Annotated in this window: 17 protein-coding genes; 4 read left to right on the top strand and 13 right to left on the bottom strand. The window is 61.6% G+C overall.

From position 1 onward, the window contains the following. Positions 1–23 precede the first annotated feature (23 nt). The 6 genes from CSQ95_RS24915 to CSQ95_RS24890 all read right to left on the bottom strand — a co-directional run bounded on the left by CSQ95_RS24915 (position 24) and on the right by CSQ95_RS24890 (position 4,861). Entirely contained in the window at positions 24–479 is a 456-nt protein-coding gene (locus tag CSQ95_RS24915; protein ID WP_099411439.1) for a MaoC family dehydratase, read from the bottom strand. Then, a complete protein-coding gene (locus tag CSQ95_RS24910; protein WP_099411438.1) occupies positions 472–960 on the bottom strand; it encodes a MaoC family dehydratase in 489 nt (162 codons plus the stop codon). The genes CSQ95_RS24915 and CSQ95_RS24910 overlap by 8 nt, the downstream gene beginning before the upstream one ends. Continuing rightward, positions 957–2,102 (bottom strand): acyl-CoA dehydrogenase family protein, encoded by a 1,146-nt coding sequence (locus tag CSQ95_RS24905; protein ID WP_099411437.1) that lies wholly within the window; start codon positions 2,100–2,102, stop codon positions 957–959. Before CSQ95_RS24905 ends, CSQ95_RS24910 begins: the two co-directional genes overlap by 4 nt. Before the next feature lie 16 nt (positions 2,103–2,118). Beyond that, positions 2,119–3,309, bottom strand: a complete 1,191-nt coding sequence (locus CSQ95_RS24900; RefSeq protein WP_099411436.1) for an acyl-CoA dehydrogenase family protein — start codon at positions 3,307–3,309, stop codon at positions 2,119–2,121. A 183-nt stretch (positions 3,310–3,492) separates the two neighbouring features. Then, on the bottom strand, positions 3,493–3,843 hold the full coding sequence (locus CSQ95_RS24895; RefSeq protein WP_099411435.1) for a VOC family protein: 351 nt from the start codon (positions 3,841–3,843) through the stop codon (positions 3,493–3,495). A 430-nt stretch (positions 3,844–4,273) separates the two neighbouring features. Beyond that, complete coding sequence (locus CSQ95_RS24890; protein WP_070222914.1) at positions 4,274–4,861, bottom strand: TetR/AcrR family transcriptional regulator; 588 nt, start codon at positions 4,859–4,861, stop codon at positions 4,274–4,276. Between the two features lie 232 nt (positions 4,862–5,093). On the opposite strand from CSQ95_RS24890, the gene CSQ95_RS24885 reads away from it, so the two are divergent. Continuing rightward, on the top strand, positions 5,094–6,302 hold the full coding sequence (locus CSQ95_RS24885) for an MFS transporter (protein ID WP_099411434.1): 1,209 nt from the start codon (positions 5,094–5,096) through the stop codon (positions 6,300–6,302). 12 nt (positions 6,303–6,314) lie between these two features. Here CSQ95_RS24885 and CSQ95_RS24880 read toward each other — a convergent pair whose 3' ends face one another. The 3 genes from CSQ95_RS24880 to aceE form a co-directional block, all read right to left on the bottom strand. Then, positions 6,315–7,904 carry an aspartate:alanine exchanger family transporter gene (locus CSQ95_RS24880; RefSeq protein WP_099411433.1) on the bottom strand — a complete coding sequence of 530 codons (1,590 nt, stop codon included), beginning with the start codon at positions 7,902–7,904 and terminating at the stop codon, positions 6,315–6,317. Between the two features lie 230 nt (positions 7,905–8,134). Then, complete coding sequence (gene gstA / locus CSQ95_RS24875) at positions 8,135–8,755, bottom strand: glutathione transferase GstA (protein WP_099411432.1); 621 nt, start codon at positions 8,753–8,755, stop codon at positions 8,135–8,137. A gap of 18 nt (positions 8,756–8,773) precedes the next feature. Further along, positions 8,774–11,443: a pyruvate dehydrogenase (acetyl-transferring), homodimeric type gene (gene aceE / locus CSQ95_RS24870; RefSeq protein WP_099411451.1), complete on the bottom strand. Its 2,670-nt coding sequence runs from the start codon at positions 11,441–11,443 to the stop codon at positions 8,774–8,776. 134 nt (positions 11,444–11,577) lie between these two features. Here aceE and CSQ95_RS24865 point away from each other — a divergent pair, with 134 nt between their 5' ends. Beyond that, positions 11,578–12,057, top strand: coding sequence for a MarR family winged helix-turn-helix transcriptional regulator (locus CSQ95_RS24865; RefSeq protein ID WP_099411431.1), 480 nt, complete (start codon positions 11,578–11,580; stop codon positions 12,055–12,057). Here the strand turns inward: CSQ95_RS24865 and CSQ95_RS24860 are convergent. Next, positions 12,042–13,160: a pyruvate dehydrogenase gene (locus tag CSQ95_RS24860; RefSeq protein ID WP_099411430.1), complete on the bottom strand. Its 1,119-nt coding sequence runs from the start codon at positions 13,158–13,160 to the stop codon at positions 12,042–12,044. The genes CSQ95_RS24865 and CSQ95_RS24860 overlap by 16 nt on opposite strands. A 133-nt stretch (positions 13,161–13,293) precedes the next feature. Here CSQ95_RS24860 and CSQ95_RS24855 point away from each other — a divergent pair, with 133 nt between their 5' ends. Next, the gene (locus CSQ95_RS24855) at positions 13,294–13,482 is read left to right on the top strand and encodes a hypothetical protein (protein ID WP_099411429.1); all 189 of its coding nucleotides are present in this window, start codon (positions 13,294–13,296) and stop codon (positions 13,480–13,482) included. Positions 13,483–13,643: 161 nt separating this feature from the next. Here CSQ95_RS24855 and CSQ95_RS24850 read toward each other — a convergent pair whose 3' ends face one another. The 3 genes from CSQ95_RS24850 to CSQ95_RS24840 form a co-directional block, all read right to left on the bottom strand. Next, on the bottom strand, positions 13,644–14,141 hold the full coding sequence (locus tag CSQ95_RS24850; RefSeq protein WP_099411428.1) for a hypothetical protein: 498 nt from the start codon (positions 14,139–14,141) through the stop codon (positions 13,644–13,646). Between the two features lie 49 nt (positions 14,142–14,190). Further along, a protein-coding gene (locus tag CSQ95_RS24845; protein WP_099411427.1) for an IS5 family transposase occupies positions 14,191–15,022 on the bottom strand; the annotation gives its coding sequence in 2 pieces (ribosomal slippage) (positions 14,191–14,658 and positions 14,660–15,022; 831 coding nt in all). 127 nt (positions 15,023–15,149) lie between these two features. Beyond that, positions 15,150–16,637 carry an FAD-dependent oxidoreductase gene (locus tag CSQ95_RS24840; protein ID WP_099411426.1) on the bottom strand — a complete coding sequence of 496 codons (1,488 nt, stop codon included), beginning with the start codon at positions 16,635–16,637 and terminating at the stop codon, positions 15,150–15,152. Between the two features lie 76 nt (positions 16,638–16,713). Between CSQ95_RS24840 and CSQ95_RS24835 the strand changes: the two genes are divergently transcribed. Next, a complete protein-coding gene (locus CSQ95_RS24835) occupies positions 16,714–17,370 on the top strand; it encodes a TetR/AcrR family transcriptional regulator C-terminal domain-containing protein (protein ID WP_099411425.1) in 657 nt (218 codons plus the stop codon). The last annotated feature ends 166 nt before the right edge of the window (positions 17,371–17,536 follow it).

Below are 17,536 nucleotides of genomic sequence, written 5' to 3'. Positions count from 1 at the left end.
GCGATGCGGGCTCAGCTTGCCGCTCAGGGATAGCAGCGCATCAGAAATTCCGCCACGCACACGGGTTTGGTGTCGCCTTCCCTCTCCATGGTCACGGCCCAGTTCACTTGCGCCCCTTCCGGCACATCCTCGACGGAGAGGATGTCGAGCCGCGCGCGCAGGCGGCTGCCGACGGGCACGGGCGCGGGGAAGCGCACTTTGTTCAGGCCATAGTTGATGGCCATGCGGATGCCGGCCATGTGCAGCGCACCCTGCAGCATGGCGGGCAACAGGGACAAGGTCAGAAAGCCGTGCGCCACGGTGCAGCCGTACGGCGACTCGCGCGCGCAGCGCTCGGCGTCCACATGGATCCACTGATGGTCGTCCGTGGCGTCGGCAAAGGTGTCGATGCGCTGCTGGGTGATGGTGAGCCAGTCGGAAACGGCCACGTGCTGACCCGCCAATGCCTGGAAACCGGCGATGCCGGCGATATCACGCATGGTGCTCTCCTGCCGGACGGCGCCCGAACATACCCATGCCTTCGACGGTGGTCACCACTTCGCCATGCTGGTTGCGCACGCTCCACACAGAAATGACGATGCCGCGGTCCGGCTTCGACGTCGACGGGCGCACTTCCTTGACCTGGTAGGTCAGCTGCAGGGTGTCGCCCGCGCGCACGGGTTTGAGCCAGCGGATGCTGTCCAGGCCGGGCGAGCCCATGCTGGACGAATGCTTGAGCAGGTTATCTACCACCAGGCGCATCATCATGCCGCAGGTATGCCAGCCGCTGGCGATGACGCCCTTGAAAATGGTCTTTTCCGCCGCAGCATGGTCGACGTGAAACGGCTGCGGGTCAAAATCCGTGGCGAAGGCGATGATTTCCTTTTCTGTCACGTGGCGCTGGCCCAGGTCGATTTCCAGGCCTAGCGTAAAGTCTTCGAAATACCAGTGTTTCGGGGCAATAGCGGTCGATGCGGTCATGCGGTCTCCGTCGGCAAGAAGCCCGGCTGGGCGATAAAGCGCTCGATGTGATGGTCCACGTCGCCCAGGGTCAGGGCGATCATGGAGAGGCGCTTGAAATGATGGGCGGCGGGCAATTCGTCCGTCACGCCCATGCCGCCATGCAATTGCACGGCTTGCTGGCCGACAAAGGTGGCGGCCAGGCCCACCCGCGCCTTGGCGGCGGACACGGTACGGCGGCGCTCAGACGCGTCCTCGCTATCGGCCTTGGCGGCGGCCAGCATGGCCATCGAACGGGCTTGCTCCAGGTGGATGAACATGTCGGCCATGCGGTGCTGCAGGGCCTGGAATTTGCCGATCGGTGCGCCAAACTGCTGGCGCGTCTTCAAGTAGTCGAGCGTGGCGGCAAAGATGGCGTCCATGGCGCCCACGGCTTCCGCGCACAGCAAGGCGGCGCCATAGTCGAGTGCGGCATCGAGCACGGGCCAGCACTGCCCCTTTTGTCCGACCAGCGCCTCATGCCCCAGCACCACTTGCACGAGGGTCACGGTGGCGGCGCGCTGGCCGTCGATGGTGCGGCAATCGCGCACGGAAACGCCGGGCGCGTCGACGGGCACGAGGAACAGCGAAATGCCCTCCGTCTCATCCTGGCCGCCGCCGCTGCGCGCCGACACGATCAGGGAATCCGCCTGGGCGCCATGGATGACGACGGTTTTCTCGCCGTCGAGCACGAAACCGTCGCCGCTGGCCGTGGCCGTCGTGGCGATATCGTGCAGGTCGTGGCGCGACTGGCGTTCACCGAGCGCGCACGCGAGCTTCAGGCTGCCGCTGGCGACCTGTTCCAGCACCGCATCATGGCCGCCCGCCAGGGTCAAGAAGCGCGCGCCCAGCACGGTGGCGAAATACGGTTCGACCACGAGGCCACGCCCCAGTTCCTGCATCACCAGCAGCATATCGACGGCCGTGCCGTCGAAACCGCCCGCGGCGGCCGGCAGCGGCAAGGCCGTCATGCCCAGCTCGGCCAGAGTGGCCCAGGCGGCATCGGACGTACCGGTGGCGGAATGGATGATGGTTTGCCGCGTCTCAAACGGGTAATCCTTGTCGACCCAGCGCCGGAGCGCGTCGGCGAATTGCTGCTGTTCCTGATTAAAATGGAAGTCCATGTCGTCTCCTTCTGGCTTACAGGCCCAGGATCATCTGCGTGATGATGTTTTTCTGGATTTCATTCGAGCCGCCATAGATCGATGTCTTGCGGTAATTGAAGTAATACGCGGCCAGCGGTGCGGCCAGGTCGTCGCCAGCGCTGCTGTGCGGCGCCCCGCCGTCAAGAAATGCCGGGTCGAATGGCAAGGCTTGCGGGCCGATGGCTTCGACCATCAGTTCCGTCAGTTGCTGCTGCAGTTCCGAGCCGCGCACCTTCAGCATCGACGCCTGCGGTCCCGGCCCCTTGCCCTCTTCGCTGATGACGCGCAAGACCGTCATTTCCAGCGCCATCAATTCGATTTCCAGGGTAGCGACCTTGGCGGCAAACGCGGGATCGTGCAGCAGCGGCGCGCCGCGCTTGGTTTGCTGCATGGCCAGCTGCTTGAGGAAAGTCAATTCGCGCTTCGAGCGGCCCACGGCGGCGATGCCCGTGCGCTCGTGCCCCAGCAGATACTTGGCGTAGGTCCAGCCCTTGTTTTCCTGGCCGACCAGATTGCTGACGGGCACGCGCACATTGTCAAAAAAGACTTCGTTCACTTCGTGCTCTTCGTCGAGCATGATGATGGGGCGCACGGTGATGCCCGGCGTTTTCATGTCGATCAGCAAGAAACTGATGCCTTCCTGCTTGCGCACCGTGCTATCCGTGCGCACCAGGCAAAAGATCATGTCCGCATGCTGGCCCAGGGTGGTCCAGGTTTTCTGGCCATTGACGACGTAATGGTCGCCGTCGCGCTCGGCCGTGGTTTTCAGCGAGGCGAGGTCGGAACCGGCACCGGGCTCCGAATAGCCCTGGCACCACCAGTCGTCGCAATTCAAAATGCGCGGCAGATAATATGCCTTTTGTTCGGCGTTGGCGAAGGCCATGATGACGGGCGCCACCATGTTGATGCCGAACGGCAAAATCGGGGGCGTGGCGGCGCGCGCGCACTCGTCTTCCCAGATATGGCGCTGCACGGACGTCCAGCCCGTGCCGCCGTATTCGACGGGCCAGGCCGGCGCGGCCCAGCCTTGTTGCGCGACAATCTTGTGCCAGCGCACATAGTCGTCCTTGACCAAGCGCAAATGCTGGCGCACCTTGCGTTGCAAGTCCGCCGGCAGATGGGTGTCGAGGAAGGCGCGCACCGTGTCGCGGAACGCCGTCTCCCCGGCCGTGTAATGCAAGTCCATGTCTGTCTCCTTGTTCTTATGAGTTGCCGTGATGCCTGCACGCAAGGAAGCTCAGCGCACAAAAAAGCACGACCGTTCTCAATGATTGTACAACAGATTGGGAGGCGCGCCAGCCCTTTTACACAGGCCGGCTCCGGGTGGCATTGGCCCGCTGGCGGCGCGAAGCCGGCGTTGGCATCTCGTCTATGTGTGCGACAGAATATTGATGAGCTTGCCGAAAGGGTCGCGCACGAAAAAGCGCCTGACGCCCCAGGGCTCATCGCTCAGCCCATACTCGATGGCAAACCCTGCGGCAACCATGCGTGCAAATGCGGTATCGACGTCATCGACTTCAATCGACAGGTCTGGCACGGCCGTGTTCGAGCCGCCTTGCTTGGCGAAGCTCACTTGAACACTCATCTCGGTTTGCGCACCATACGTCATGATCCAGCCGTGGTCCATCAGCAGGCTCAGGCCCAGCACCTCCTCGTAAAACCTCCGCGCCAGGCCCGGATCCGACACGGGGACATTGGCAACGATACGCTTGACTTGCATATTTTTCCTCCGTGTTAATGATTGAACCATTCAAAGCTCACCCCTGCCATTCCACATCCACAACCGCACCCAGAAGTGGTGGCGAATCGAATTGAAATTCATTCCATGGCAGATAGCCAATTCCACCACCTGCCGATAGTAGGCAGCCAACTCGCTCTCTCGTCCGCCAAGTTCGGACGTAAGTACCATGGATGGTTCAGACCGTGGAAATGAAGGCGGCTGAAGGCACTGTGTACATGTTGACGTGTCCACGCCTGCATGTCTGTCCGGACCGAAATAGAACTCTTTCTTCAAGAGAAAGCAAAGCTCTACATTCAGCAACGAAACTGGTTTGGCTTCAGTCATCCAAGGTTTCATATGGTTGCAATAAAATTAATCTCAAGGGTTCTACGGAAAGGTCCGCTTCTGATGAGATTGCCACTTTTCACGATTACCTCTTTAGTAACAGCCCACGTAGAAGCAAATCCAATGCCGCAACTCCTTTTATCAAGCGCGCATTGCCTTCGTCACCGTCGGCGATCCAGAACGCCGCTTCTGCGAGACTGCCGTAGATCATCGAAGCCAGTGCCTCTGGGCAAGTGTCGGCCACGATGCCTTGATGAATCAGCTCGCGGATAAGCCCTTGCATCGACTCGAGGCAATGACGCTGCGAGTCCGGTGAAGCGCCTCCCAGCACCGCCCTGGCATCGCGTAAAACGATGCGCTGAATTTCCGGCTCCAAGGCCATCTCCAGATAGGCACGGCAGCGATGGCGAAAGCCTTCCCACAGATCGCCAGCGCTGTCGGAGATGCTTTGCAGGCGACCATCCATTTCCGCGTCGATCTGCTCTACCACCGCCAGCAGCAAGCCCTTCTTATCGCCGAAGTGATGATACAGCGCACCACGCGTCAGTCCTGCCTGCGCGGTGAGGTCGTCCATTGACGTATCGGCATAACCGCGCTCGCTGAACACTGTGCGGGCGGTAGCCAGCAACGATGCCCGGGTTTCTTCCATCTCCACACGCGTGCGGCGAACCATTGCTTTCTCCTTACATACATAACGTATGATTGTTTACATACAGTGCGTATGAATATATACTATTCATACGCGATGTATGTATTATCACTGGGACGCGTCTCCGCTGCAAGCATCGCATGCAGGGACCGATATCGATCCCCTTTGGCATCCGCTGCCACTGCATAGCAGCGGTCCGACGCCGCCTTTACCGGCACAAGCCGTTTATCGAATGATCAAATGAAGGATATGCACCATGAGTACGTCCCCCTACGCTGCCGCAGAAACGGCTGTCCGCCACCCGTGGCTGGCGGTCAGCGCTGTCGGCATGGCCACCTTTTCGGTCGTGACGACGGAAATGCTGCCGGTCGGCCTGTTGACGCCGATCGCTGACACCCTGGGCACCGCCACCGGAACCGCCGGGCTGATGATCTCGCTGCCGGCATTGCTGGCGGCCTTGTTCGCGCCGCTGGTCGTGATCGTCTCGGGAAACCTGGACCGGCGCACAATTCTCTGTGGCTTGCTCACTCTATTGTTGCTCGCAAACATAGCCTCGGCTCTGGCGCAGAACATGGCGTGGATGCTGGCGGCACGTGTTCTCGTCGGTTTTTGCATGGGCGGAATCCGGGCCATCGCCGGCGGTCTGGCGTCCCGGCTTGTTCCTGCCCGCTCGATCGGCCTGGCAACGTCGATTATCTTCGGTGGCGTGGCGGCCGCTTCCGTGCTGGGTGTGCCGCTAGGCGCACAAATCGGCGACGTTGCAGGATGGCGCTGGGCCTTCGGCGCCATGGCGCTGTTCAGCGGCCTGGTACTGGTGCTGCATCTGGCTGTCATTCCCGCCCTGCCCGCTGCCGGTTCGACGACCTTGCGCCAATTCGGCAAACAGCTGCACAACCGGCAGTTGCAGGCGGGGCTGCTCCTGACCCTGTTGCTTGTAACCAGCCATTTCACGGCCTTTACCTTCGTGCGCCCGCTGCTGCTGTCGATATCGGGGTTTAATGCGCAATGGCTGGGCACACTGCTGTTTTCCTATGGCTTCGCGGGCATCATTGGCAACTTCCTGGCCGGCGGCGTTGCGGCGCGGCGCGCAGCGCCAACCATCCTAGCCATCGCGGGCGGCCTGCTGCTCACGCCACTGCTGTTTCTGGCTGTCGGCGACTCCAGCATCGCTGGCGGCGTGGTCTTGCTGGCTTGGGGACTGGCCTACGGCGGCGTATCGGTCGGCCTGATGACCTTGATGCTGAAGGCGGCGCCCGGGGCCGTGGAGATCGTCGCCGCGCTGTATGTGGGAGTCTTCAATATCGGCATTGCGCTCGGGGCGTGGGCCGGCGGTCAAGCCGTGGACAGGCTGGGCCTCTCGGCCAACCTCTGGCTTGCCGCAGGTTTCGCCGCTGCTGCTTTGCTGCTGGCTTTTGGCATCAACTTTGTTAATGCCAACAAACAACTTGGCCCTGCACGAGATTGACTCTTGCCGCCATCAGCCATACAAATGCAGCAACACCTGCACGGCGACGATCTTGACGATGGTCATGCTGGGGAAAATCATCGCGTAGCCGAGGTTCGGGCGGTCCGACCTGGCCAGTCGGTTGGCGAACACCAGCACGGCCGGGTTGCCCGTGGCGCCGGCCGCGATACCGAGCAATTCGGGAAACGGCAGGCGCAGGAAGACCTTGCCCAAAATCACCACGAGGGCCACCACCACCAGCACCGTGACGGCCCCGAGCGCCAGCATGGGCAAGCCGTCGGCGCCCACCTGCTGCACGAAAGGCAAACCGGACGCCATGCCGACGGAGGCGAGGAAAATCGTCAAGCCATAGTTGCGCATGACCAGGTTGGCCGACAGGGGCAGGCGCCAGCTGATCTTGCCCACCCTGCCCAGCCGTCCCAGGATCAGCGCCATCACCAGCGGACCGCCGGCCAGGCCCAGGCTGAACGAGCCTATCCACGGCAAGGGGATGGGCACCAGGCCCAGCAGCACACCCAGCACCATGCCCATGCCCAGCGACACATAGCTGAACTCGGCCGTGGCCGTGATGGAATTGCCGAACAGCTTGCGCACGTCGGCCGCATGTTTGGCCGGCGCAATGGCCATCACGCGGTCGCCAAATTCCAGGGTCAGGAAGGGATGGGGCAAAATCATGGCGTCGCCACGCCGGATGAAGGCGATCTGCAGCGGGAAGTCTTTTGCCAGGTTCAGCTCGCCCAGGGGCACGCCGACGATTTCCGCGTCTGACACGAACACTTCCGTGCCGTCGAACGCGCTGCGGTCCTTCATCAGCCGGCCCGGGTCCAGGTGGCCCAGCGCCGTGCGCGCCGCTTCCACGCCCGCCACCGTGCCCGACACCATCAGCGCGTCGCCCACGCCGAGCACCAGCGAGGGATCGGGCAAGCGGTTCTGGTGACCCTGGCGCACGCCGATCACTTGCACGCCGGCCAGCGGACCGTCGGCCAGTTCGGACAGGGCCGCGCCCGCCAGTTTCGCTTCGTCGATGGTAATTTCCGACACGACGATGGGCGCCGGCGGCGGCGTCAGCACGGGTTTCAGGATGCGCCCGGCCAGGTACAGGCCCAGCATGGGGCCGACGACGCCGAACGGATACGCGACCGCATAGCCGACGGCCGCGTCGCCATTGCCGTGCGACGCTTCCAGCGCCGCCTGCAAGGCGGCCGTGCTGGTCATGGCGCCGGCAAACACGCCGCTGGCCATGCGCAGCGAGATATCGATCCACTGCCCGCCCCAGACGGACACGGCCAGGCCGCCCATGACGGCGGCAAAGGCGATCAGATTGTGTTTTTGCCCCGCCCCGCGCAAGCCGGCGAAAAACTGCACGCCGTACTGCACGCCTATGCCATACAGAAACAGCAGCAGGCCGATCGAGCCGACCATGGGCGGCGGCACGGAACCGGGAGCAAATGCGCCCAGCGCCAGCCCCGCGAACAGCACGCCGCCCACGCCCAGCGAAAAGCCGAACACGCTGATGCGCCCCAGCGCATAACCGGCGCCGATGACGAGAAACAAGGCGAGGATGGGGGTGGACTCCAGCGTGTGGCGAAATAATTGAAGCATCAGAAACCTTGGTCTGGGGAAGGCCCAGTTTAGCATGCACAAAAGCAACACGATGGCGATGATGACAAGCAAGCGTGCGCAGGTTTGCACCTTTAGAACGGGCAAAAAAAAGCCCGCTGCGGGAGCGGGCTGAATCTAATTCCTGTGAGGAAGTAGAGGAGACAGGTGAATGATGCCGCATCGCAGCATATCAATCCAATTGCATGTTGTGATGATGGAAATATGATTTGTTAATATCTGCTCGCCTCCTCGCGCAGCGCCTGGCGCACGGCGGGACGCTCGCCGACGCGTTCGATCAAGCGCCTCACTCGCTGGAAGGCCGACAAGTCCACCTGCGTATGCGCTGACCAGCTGAGGATGGTGTACAGATAGGCATCCGCGATGGAATAGCGCTCGCCCAGCAGATAAGGCCCGCTGGCCGCCAGTTGCCGTTCGACATAATCGAGGCGTGCGGCCAGGCGTGAGCGGGCCACGTCCTGCGCCTGCGTGCCGTATTCCGGGTGGAACAGCCAAGGGCTGAACACCTTGTGCAGCTCAGTGGCAATAAACCCCAGCCACGATTGCAGTTGCACGCGCGCCAGCGAACCCGGCGGCGGCGCCAGGCCGCTGTCCGGCGCCAGGTCGGCCAGGTATTGCACGATGGCAGTGCCTTCCAACAAGATGGTGCCATCGTCCAGCGCCAGCGCAGGCACATACAGGTTCGCATTCACCTGCGCATAGTCCGCGCCCGTTTCCGTGACGCGTGGAATCTTGCGAATATCAATGCTTTCCAGCTCCAGCGCGATGCCCGCCTCGATGGCCACGATGTGCGGCGACAGGGAACACGTTCCCGTTGCGTAATACAGTTTCATAATGCACTCCTCGAAAAGTTACACGGACGCGGGATCAAGTTTTTCCACGTCGATGCCGTATTTGGCGATGGCCTCGCCAATCTTGCTTCGCGGCAACCGCCCCCCTTCAGCCAGCGCCGCCAGGGCGGCCAGCACGATGAAATGGCGGTCCACTTCAAAGAAGGTGCGCAAGGATTCGCGCGTATCGGAGCGGCCGAAGCCATCCGTGCCCAGGGCAACGAAGCGCCGGTCGTGCACGAAGGGGCGCACCTGGTCGGCCACGATCTTCATGTAGTCGGTGGCGATCACCACCGGACCTTGCCGACCGGCCAGGCATTGCTCGATATACGGCAGGCGGGGAGCGCTGTCCGGGTGCAGCATGTTCCAGCGCTCCACGGCCAGGCCGTCGCGCCGCACTTGCGTCAGGCTGGTGGCGCTCCATACGTCGGCCGCCACGCCGAAATCCTGCTGCAGCAAAAGGCCGGCGGCCAGCACTTCGCGCAGGATGGAACCGCTGCCCATCAATTGCACGCGCGGTGCCGTGGGTGCGGCAGGGCTTTCCTGCAGCAGATACAAGCCCTGCAAGATGCCCGCCTCGGCTCCTTCCGGCATGGCCGGATGCGGATAGTTTTCGTTGAGCAAGGTGATGTAATAGAAAATATCCTCTTGCTCGGCAAACATGCGGCGCATGCCGTCCTGGATGATCACGGCCAGCTCGTAGGCATAGGTGGGATCGTACGAAATGCAGTTGGGAATCACGGACGACAGCACGTGGCTGTGGCCATCGTCATGCTGGAGGCCTTCGCCCATCAGCGTCGTGCGTCCCGAGGTGGCGCCCAGCAGGAAGCCGCGCGTGCGGGCATCGGCCGCCGCCCACGCCAGGTCGCCCACGCGCTGCAGGCCGAACATCGAATAGAAGATGTAGAACGGAATGGTCGCCAGGCCATGGTTGCTGTAGGACGTGCCGGCCGCGATCCACGAGGAAATGGCGCCCGATTCGTTGATGCCCTCCTGCAAGATCTGCCCATCCTTGGCTTCCTTGTAATAGCTGAGCTGGCCCGCATCCTGCGGCGTGTACAGCTGGCCCAGGTAAGAATGGATGCCGATCTGGCGGAACAGGCCTTCCATGCCGAAGGTGCGCGATTCGTCCGGCACGATGGGCACGATGATCTTGCTCAAGGCGGGGTCTTTCAGCAGGGTGCCCAGGATGCGCACGAAGGCCATGGTGGTGGACGCGCCCCGCTCGCCGCTATCCTTGAGCTGGCTGGCGAACGCGGACAGCGGCGGTATGGGCAAGGGAGCCACCTTGCTGATGCGGGCCGGAATGTAGCCGCCCAGCTGCGCCCGGCGCGCGGCGAAGTAACGCGCTTCCTCGCTGTCCGGCGCCGGCTTCAGATACGGCATCTCTTCCAGCTGGGCATCGCTGACGGGCAACGCGAAGCGGTCGCGAAACGCGCGCACGGCGTCGGCGCTCATCTTTTTCAGTTGATGGTTGATGTTCTGCCCTTCGCCCGCCTCGCCCATGCCGAAGCCCTTGACGGTTTTCGCCAGGATCACGGTCGGTCGGCCCGGCGTGCGCATGGCTTCCGCGTAGGCCGCGTGGACTTTTTCCGGGTCGTGGCCGCCGCGCGTCAGCTGCCAGATATCGTCGTCGGACATGTGCGCCACCAGCGCCAGCAGTTCCGGATACTTGCCAAAGAAATGCTCGCGCACATAGGCGCCATTCTGCGATTTGAAGGTCTGGTAATCGCCATCCACGCATTCCATCATGCGCTGGCGCAACAAGCCGCTGGTGTCGCTCTGCAATAACACATCCCAGCCGCTGCCCCAGATGACCTTGATGACATGCCAGCCCGCCGCGCGGAAGGTGCCCTCCAGCTCCTGGATGACCTTGCTGTTGCCGCGCACGGGGCCGTCGAGGCGCTGCAGGTTGCAGTTGACGACAAAGATCAGGTTATCGAGGCGCTCGCGGCCGCCCAGGGAAATGGCGGCCAGCGATTCCGGCTGGTCCATCTCGCCGTCGCCGAGGAAGGCCCACACCTTGCGGCCCTGGTGCGGCTTCAAGTCGCGGTACTCGAGGTAGCGCATGAAACGGGCCTGGTAGGCGGCCGTCAGCGGCCCCAGGCCCATCGATACCGTCGGGAATTGCCAGAAATCAGGCATCAAACGGGGATGCGGATACGACGACAGGCCCTCGCGGCCCGCCTCCCGGCGGTAGTTGTCCAGCTGCGCTTCCGTGATGCGGTCTTCCAGATAGGCGCGGCCATAGATGCCGGGTGCGGAATGGCCCTGGATGTAGACCAGGTCGCCGGCAAACTGGTCCGTATGGCCACGGAAGAAATGGCTGAAGCCCACGTCGTACAGCACGGCCGCCGACTGATAGGTGGCGATGTGGCCGCCCACGTTCGAGTGCCTGGCCGCGCGCAACACCATCACCATGGCGTTCCAGCGAATGTAGGCATTCAGGCGGCGCTCGATGGCCAAGTCGCCCGGATAAGCGGGCTGGCGCGCCGTGGCGATGCTGTTGGTGTAGGCGGTGGTGACGCGGCCGTGCATGCCGCCGTGCTGCGCGGCATCAATATCGACGAGCTGGTCGAGCAGGTAGTGGGCGCGCGGGCGCCCTTCCACGGCGACGACGGCCTGCATCGCCTCCAGCCATTCTTTGGTTTCCTGCGGATCGATATCGGGTACAGCGAGGGATGAGGTCATGGCAGTCTCCTGGAGGTGGGCATTCATCGGCATGATCGATTGCCATTGCAATCATTGCATTTGCAATCGCTATGCCGGCCATTGTATAGCGCTATAATTGCATTTGCAACTGTGATCGTTCTGGAGGAATACCGATGTCTGCAACTGAGTCCGCAAGCAAGTCCGCAACGGCGCCCGACCTGTGGTTTTCGTTCGTGCGCACGCACCGTGTGATGATCCGCGAGATCGAACGCCGTCTGGCGGCGGCCAACCTGCCCGTGTATGCGTGGTATGACGTGTTGTGGGGACTCGAAAGCGGCCCCGACGGTTCGCGCCGCATGCACGAACTGGCCGACGCGCTGGCCATCGAGCGCTACAACCTGACGCGCCTGGTGGACAAGCTGGAAGCGGACCGGCTGGTGACGCGCACGCGCTCGATGGAGGATGGGCGCGCCGCCTTCGTCGCCATCACGGAAGACGGGAAAATCCTGCGCAAGAAGATGTGGGCCGTGTACCAGGCCGCGGTGGCCGACCTGTTCCTGGCGCAGTTTACCGGCGGCGAGCAGCAGGACTTCAGCGCCGCCCTGGCACGCGCCGCCGACGCGGCACGCGATGCCGCTCAGAGCAAGGCGTAACGCCGCAGCGCGTATTCGACGAACTGCACCGGCAGCGCACCGTCGTCGGCCATGGCCTTCAACGCAGTGACGGCCAGCCATGGCGCGCTGACCTCCATCATGGCATCCGCGCCGACGGCGATAAAACGCCCGCGCACATGGCCGCCGATCTGCCCCGCGATGTGCTGCCCGTAGCCGGTGACGGCGATGACGGGTGCGGTGTTGTCATCGAGACAGCGCCGCACATGGGCCAGTCTTGGCGTGGCGCGCGGGTGACGCAGGTTCCACTGCTCTGCCGCCTGCGCATCGCGCGCCAGGCGCGTGTAGCTGGGGCAACTCCACACTTGCGCGGCGATATCCCAGTCTTCCTTCAGCAAGCGGGCGGCAGCGGCTACGACGGCCAGCATCCTGCCCGCCCCGCACAGACGCACCCGGCATGGCGCCGGATCCGGCAGCGACACGCGGTACATGCCCAGGCTGGCCGCTGCCGCATCGGCGACCGACAGGGGCGCCAGCACCACATCCGCATCTTCATGCGCATCTTCATCATGTATGGCCAGATAGTAATAGCCAGGCCGCTGTTCCAGGTACAGCGTTTCCAGTGCCGAGCGCAGGATGGCGCGCACTTCCTCGCCCGTCGCCGGGTCGAACGGCATGCAATTATGCTGTGCGGCCAGCCAAGCGGGCAGCGCGGGCTGCACGCCTTTCGGCCAGCGCGAGGCGTGCGTTTCCGCATCGCTGCAGACGATGCCGCGCTCACCCGATTCGACCAGCAACGCACGCAATGCCGGAAGCGAGGCTGGGCTGCACAGGTAGAGCAGCGGCTTTTCCGTCTGCGTCGCGGCAGGGCGATAACGCACAGCCCAGGCGCCCGCAGCCGCCCCCACGTCCCAAGAGTCGCCGTCCGATAAGGGCGGCGCCTGCACGCCCACCTTACGCATCAGCGCCACCATGGCGCCGCCCTGCTTCAGGCTGCTGGCCATGGCGCCCAGCGCGCGGCGCGGCGAAGCGTGTGGTGATGGCGATCCTGACGCTGGCGCCAGCGCGGCCAGGCAGGCTTGAACGGCATGGCGCGTCTCGCCGCTTGGGCGCGGCGCAGCGGAATATGAAGGGGGCGTATGCATGGCGGCTCCTGTCTCGGTATCGCTTGCGCAAGGCAGACATTGCCTATACGATTGCAAATGCAATTATTGTAGTTGCAATTATTCGCGTGCACAAGGGACGCGAGCCAACCGAATCCAGTCCTCAAGGTGAAAAATGACACTGAACAATTCTGAAACCGTGCGCATGGCCTATGCCGTGAAACTGACGAATGCGCAGGTCGAGGCGGCAAAGCGCCTGTATGCAGCGCATTTCGGCACCATGGACAACCCGCAGGCGCTGGCCGCCATCATCGCAGCGCTGGCGCGCAATTACAGCTCGGCCGTGGCGGCGAATGTGCTGTAGCGCATCACGCATGACACGGGCAAAAAAAAGCCCGCTATGGAAGCGGGCTGAATCTATTTCCTGTGAGGAAGTAGAGGAGACAGGTGCAATGATGCCGCGTCGCAACATATAAATCCAATTGCATATTGTGATGATAGAAATATGCTTTATCAATATCTCGTTCAGGCCGTGCCAAAAATGACGAGTTTTCGATGCGATCGTTGTTCACGCGTCACCAGCACGCGGGCTTGCTCCACGCTTACGCAAACCTGCGGCGCAAACCCCGCTGGCAAGGTCTGCGCATCGCGCGCGATGCGTGGCGGCTCATTGATCACGTCATAATCTGCACGCTTGAAAAACAGTTGCTCGATACCGGCACCGGCGTTTTCCGCTGGCTGCGGCTTGACGACGATGAGCGACCAGTTCTCGTCACCGAGAAACTGCTTTTGCTTCAGGAAGGCGTTGACCCTGTCCGCAGGCGGCGCCGAACCGGGCAACTCGTTCTGATACAGCGCCAGCGGACACAGCAGCGTGCCGGCCGGCCACCCCATATCAGGCAACGCTGCGACCGTATCCGGCCGCAATTGGAGCAGCTGGCGCTCAAGCGGATGCCGCTCGTCCGAGCAGGCGCCCAGCGCCATCAGCGCGAGCATGCCCGCGGCGCGAAACAAAGGTTGCATCAACTTGTCTCCTTGTATGTTTATGGTTAAGCAAGCTTATATTAAGAGCTTATTTCAGTAGGCCAGCAGCACGCCAGGTAATCACGGCGCAGGCGATATGCAGAAAGGCGAGATAGGTTGTGGCGAGCTTTTCCCATCGAACCAAGATGCGACGGAAGCGGTTCATCCAACTGTGCGTGCGTTCAACAACCCAGCGGCGCGCACGGAAACTTGCCTCTCGTTTAATACGCCACGCCTCCTCGCCACGCGCGTGCAGATGGAGGGTAAAGCCGAACTGGGCGACCGTTTCACGCACTTCGGCATAGCCGTAACCTTGATCGAGGCAGAGGCCTTGTGGATGCGCGGCAGTCGGCTCGGGGCGCTCCAGCATGAGCGCTGACAGGGTATCCCCGGCCAGCCGCATATCGTGACGGTTGGCCCCGTCAATGACGAGCGAAATGGGGATGCCGTGCGCCTCGGTCAGGACGCTGCGCTTGCTGCCGCCTTTGCCGCGATCCGTAGAATTGGGGCCGGTTTTTTTCCCCTCCCAGCGGCGCCTTCGCCATTGCGCCATCCATTGCCAGCCAGGACCAGTCTATCCCGTCCAAGGCATCGACGGCGAGCAATCCCAAACGCCAGCATTGCTCAAACACGCCGGCATCGACCCATTCGCGGAAGCGGCGGTAGGCGGAACTGCACGAACAGATGCCGGTCGCATCGAGCGAGTTCCATTGCGCCCCGGTGCGCAGCACATAAAAGATGGCATTCATGGCCGCACGGCCCGACACGCGCGGCTTATGGCAACCCAGCGGATGAGATTTGCGTGGCGGCAAAAGCGGCTCCAACTGCGCCCACATCGCATCCGGCAAGCGCCAACCATCGTCCTTGTTCAGCATGCCCATGATTTTTCCTCCTGCAGAAAAATCATGGACTTCATAACATCACAATGGTTCCAGCAGGATGCCTACTGAAATGTGCTCTTAGAATGTGGTACTTACAGTGCATGCAGATTCGGCCTGACGATGGTTATCACGCGTTCCCTTTGATGCCCACAGCGTGATCCACGTAGCCGTCGGGACGTATGAGCAAGGCATGCGCGCCTGCCGGTGTTACTTGGGAGTCCGCAGGCACAGCTTTGATCGTATCGACCCATCGCATATCGAGCTCAGGCGTGTAGTTGCCACCCTCGCGATCCTCACTGGTCGTCAGGTGCAGCAGTAGCCAATGGCCACTCCGCAAAAAACTGAACAGCGAGGCTTGACCACCGTTATCCAGTTTTAGCTGCCAGTCAGGCAGCCGCCGCCCTGTCCAATCGGGCAGCAGCGCCCATCCCTGCGGAACATCGACAACTGAGGTCGGGTATCGAATCCCGTAGCCGGACAAGTCATGCGCAAGCACTGCATTAAGAGCGGGAATTTTCATCAGCTCACTGAACGTCTCTCGCAGCGCCTGTCCCGGAGCATCAAACGAATTCATCATTAGTGCACTTTGCGCCAAGGTATTTTGGTACAGCGCGGCACCAACGGCATGACGCTCTTTGTGGTAGCTGTCTAGCAGCGACTCTGGCGCATGTCCGTTCACTACGCCCGCCAGCTTCCAGCCCAAGTTCATCGCGTCCTGCATGCCCACGTTCATACCCTGGCCGCCCGCAGGAAGGTGGATATGTGCGGCATCACCGACCAGCAAGATTCGATCTTTGCGGTAGACACTCGCCAGGCGGGTTTCATTCGAGAAGCGTGATAGCCACGTCGGTGCATGCAGACCAAAGTCCTGTCCCGCCACCCGTGCGGTCGAATCAGACAACTCTTCGAGCGTGACGGGCGTGGTCGCAGGCACATCAACTCGGCCGGTATCGATCACGATGACGCGGAACATACCACGACCTAAGGGAACGATCATTAATCCACCTGCCGCGTTGCCTACACTGAATCCCGGCGCAGACGGCGGTGCGCTCAGACGAACGTCGCCAAGCATGACAGTCTTCGTAGCCGGCAGACCATGGAAGGCGATGCCTGCGTGCTGGCGAACCAGACTGCGCGCGCCGTCTGCACCGACCACGTAGCTGCCAGAAATATCGAAAGGGGTGCTGTGCTGTTGCCCCATCACGGAAATGCCATCGGCCGTTTCGACAATGCGCTCCACCGTAGCATTCCTGCGCAATTCAACCCCTAGCTCAAGCGCCCATGTCTCCAGCAGTTGCTCGGTCACGCTCTGTGGGATGAACAGTGTGTAAGGATAGGTGGTGTCGATCACCGAAAAGTCAAGTCGCGTCTTCAATCCCGCAAAATGCCCGCTGGGAATCTTTATGCCGTTCGCCAGAAAGCGCTCAGCCACGCCACGTTGGGCCAGCATCTCCACCGTCCTGCCGTGCATGGTTAGCGCGCGCGACTGCGCTATTGGCGCGTCACGGCGCTCCAGTACTGTGACGCGTATGCCTGCCAACCGCAATTCGCATGCCAGAGTTAAACCTACAGGGCCTGCACCTACTACGATCACATCCGCATTTTCATTTTTCATTTGCACCTCAATCTAACATCGTTAGTTAAAAAATTTATGTTAATCTAACGTCGTTAGCCTGTCAAACAAGAAGTTTATGAAAATCCAACGTGAAGCCGTAATTGCCACCGCTTTGAACCTGCTGGACGAGGTAGGTATAGAGGGTCTTACAATGCGCCGTCTTGCCCAGGAACTGGACATCAAAGCAGCATCACTGTATTGGCACTTCACCAATAAGCAGGCTTTGATGAATGGCATAGCCGACGCTTTGATTGAAGGGGTCGCGCATGGGCATCCGGACGAACTGTCCCCCTCGACTGCTTGGTTCAATGCGGTCAGCCTGACCGCACATGAGATTCGAAATGCGCTGCGCAAGCGGCGGGACGGTGCACGCGTATATGCTGGCACCTACGTCATCACCGACAACACACTTCGCGTTGCCGAGGCGTTGATCGGCCCTTTGTGTGAGGCTGGGGCCTCCACTCGGTTGGCGTCTTGGGGTGCCTTCAGCATCATCTATTACGTAATGGGCTTCGTGATGGAAGAGCAACCGCTGGCTGACCCTAGTGAAATATCGCTGGCCATCGCAACTCACCGTGACCAGTTTGAAGCTCTGGCGGCTAAGGGCTATCCACATGTTTTGGCAGCGGCAGCGGATTTATTCAACCCGGATTTTGATGCGCGATTTGACGCTGGCCTCGATCTGCTTATCACCGGTCTTCGCATGAGGATCGCAGAAAGTTCCCATGCTTGAACTAATTATTAACTTTTTTTACTTCACACTTGCTCCGCGAACCTATGTCATACCCTTTGGAGGGTTATAGGTCGAGGAACACGATTTTTCTTCAAGGATTTATACTAAGCGAGCGAGCTGCATTGATTCTCACGTATTGCACGGCATGTCGCCAGGTCGAGCGATG

Source organism: Janthinobacterium sp. BJB304 (genome assembly GCF_002735765.1).
Classification (GTDB): domain Bacteria; phylum Pseudomonadota; class Gammaproteobacteria; order Burkholderiales; family Burkholderiaceae_D; genus Janthinobacterium.
This window is presented reverse-complemented; position numbering and strand designations above follow the sequence as displayed.

What these genes read in the sequence shown, in the direction of transcription:
- gstA (WP_099411432.1), bottom strand. Translation starts at nt 8,755, where the DNA reads ATGAAACTGTATTACGCAACGGGAACGTGTTCCCTGTCGCCGCACATC.
- CSQ95_RS24865 (WP_099411431.1), top strand. Translation starts at nt 11,578, where the DNA reads ATGTCTGCAACTGAGTCCGCAAGCAAGTCCGCAACGGCGCCCGACCTG.
- CSQ95_RS24915 (WP_099411439.1), bottom strand. Translation starts at nt 479, where the DNA reads ATGCGTGATATCGCCGGCATCGCCGGTTTCCAGGCATTGGCGGGTCAG.
- CSQ95_RS24855 (WP_099411429.1), top strand. Translation starts at nt 13,294, where the DNA reads ATGACACTGAACAATTCTGAAACCGTGCGCATGGCCTATGCCGTGAAA.
- CSQ95_RS24885 (WP_099411434.1), top strand. Translation starts at nt 5,094, where the DNA reads ATGAGTACGTCCCCCTACGCTGCCGCAGAAACGGCTGTCCGCCACCCG.
- CSQ95_RS24840 (WP_099411426.1), bottom strand. Translation starts at nt 16,637, where the DNA reads ATGAAAAATGAAAATGCGGATGTGATCGTAGTAGGTGCAGGCCCTGTA.
- CSQ95_RS24910 (WP_099411438.1), bottom strand. Translation starts at nt 960, where the DNA reads ATGACCGCATCGACCGCTATTGCCCCGAAACACTGGTATTTCGAAGAC.
- CSQ95_RS24860 (WP_099411430.1), bottom strand. Translation starts at nt 13,160, where the DNA reads ATGCATACGCCCCCTTCATATTCCGCTGCGCCGCGCCCAAGCGGCGAG.
- CSQ95_RS24850 (WP_099411428.1), bottom strand. Translation starts at nt 14,141, where the DNA reads ATGCAACCTTTGTTTCGCGCCGCGGGCATGCTCGCGCTGATGGCGCTG.
- aceE (WP_099411451.1), bottom strand. Translation starts at nt 11,443, where the DNA reads ATGACCTCATCCCTCGCTGTACCCGATATCGATCCGCAGGAAACCAAA.
- CSQ95_RS24900 (WP_099411436.1), bottom strand. Translation starts at nt 3,309, where the DNA reads ATGGACTTGCATTACACGGCCGGGGAGACGGCGTTCCGCGACACGGTG.
- CSQ95_RS24895 (WP_099411435.1), bottom strand. Translation starts at nt 3,843, where the DNA reads ATGCAAGTCAAGCGTATCGTTGCCAATGTCCCCGTGTCGGATCCGGGC.
- CSQ95_RS24905 (WP_099411437.1), bottom strand. Translation starts at nt 2,102, where the DNA reads ATGGACTTCCATTTTAATCAGGAACAGCAGCAATTCGCCGACGCGCTC.
- CSQ95_RS24880 (WP_099411433.1), bottom strand. Translation starts at nt 7,904, where the DNA reads ATGCTTCAATTATTTCGCCACACGCTGGAGTCCACCCCCATCCTCGCC.
- CSQ95_RS24890 (WP_070222914.1), bottom strand. Translation starts at nt 4,861, where the DNA reads ATGGTTCGCCGCACGCGTGTGGAGATGGAAGAAACCCGGGCATCGTTG.
- CSQ95_RS24835 (WP_099411425.1), top strand. Translation starts at nt 16,714, where the DNA reads ATGAAAATCCAACGTGAAGCCGTAATTGCCACCGCTTTGAACCTGCTG.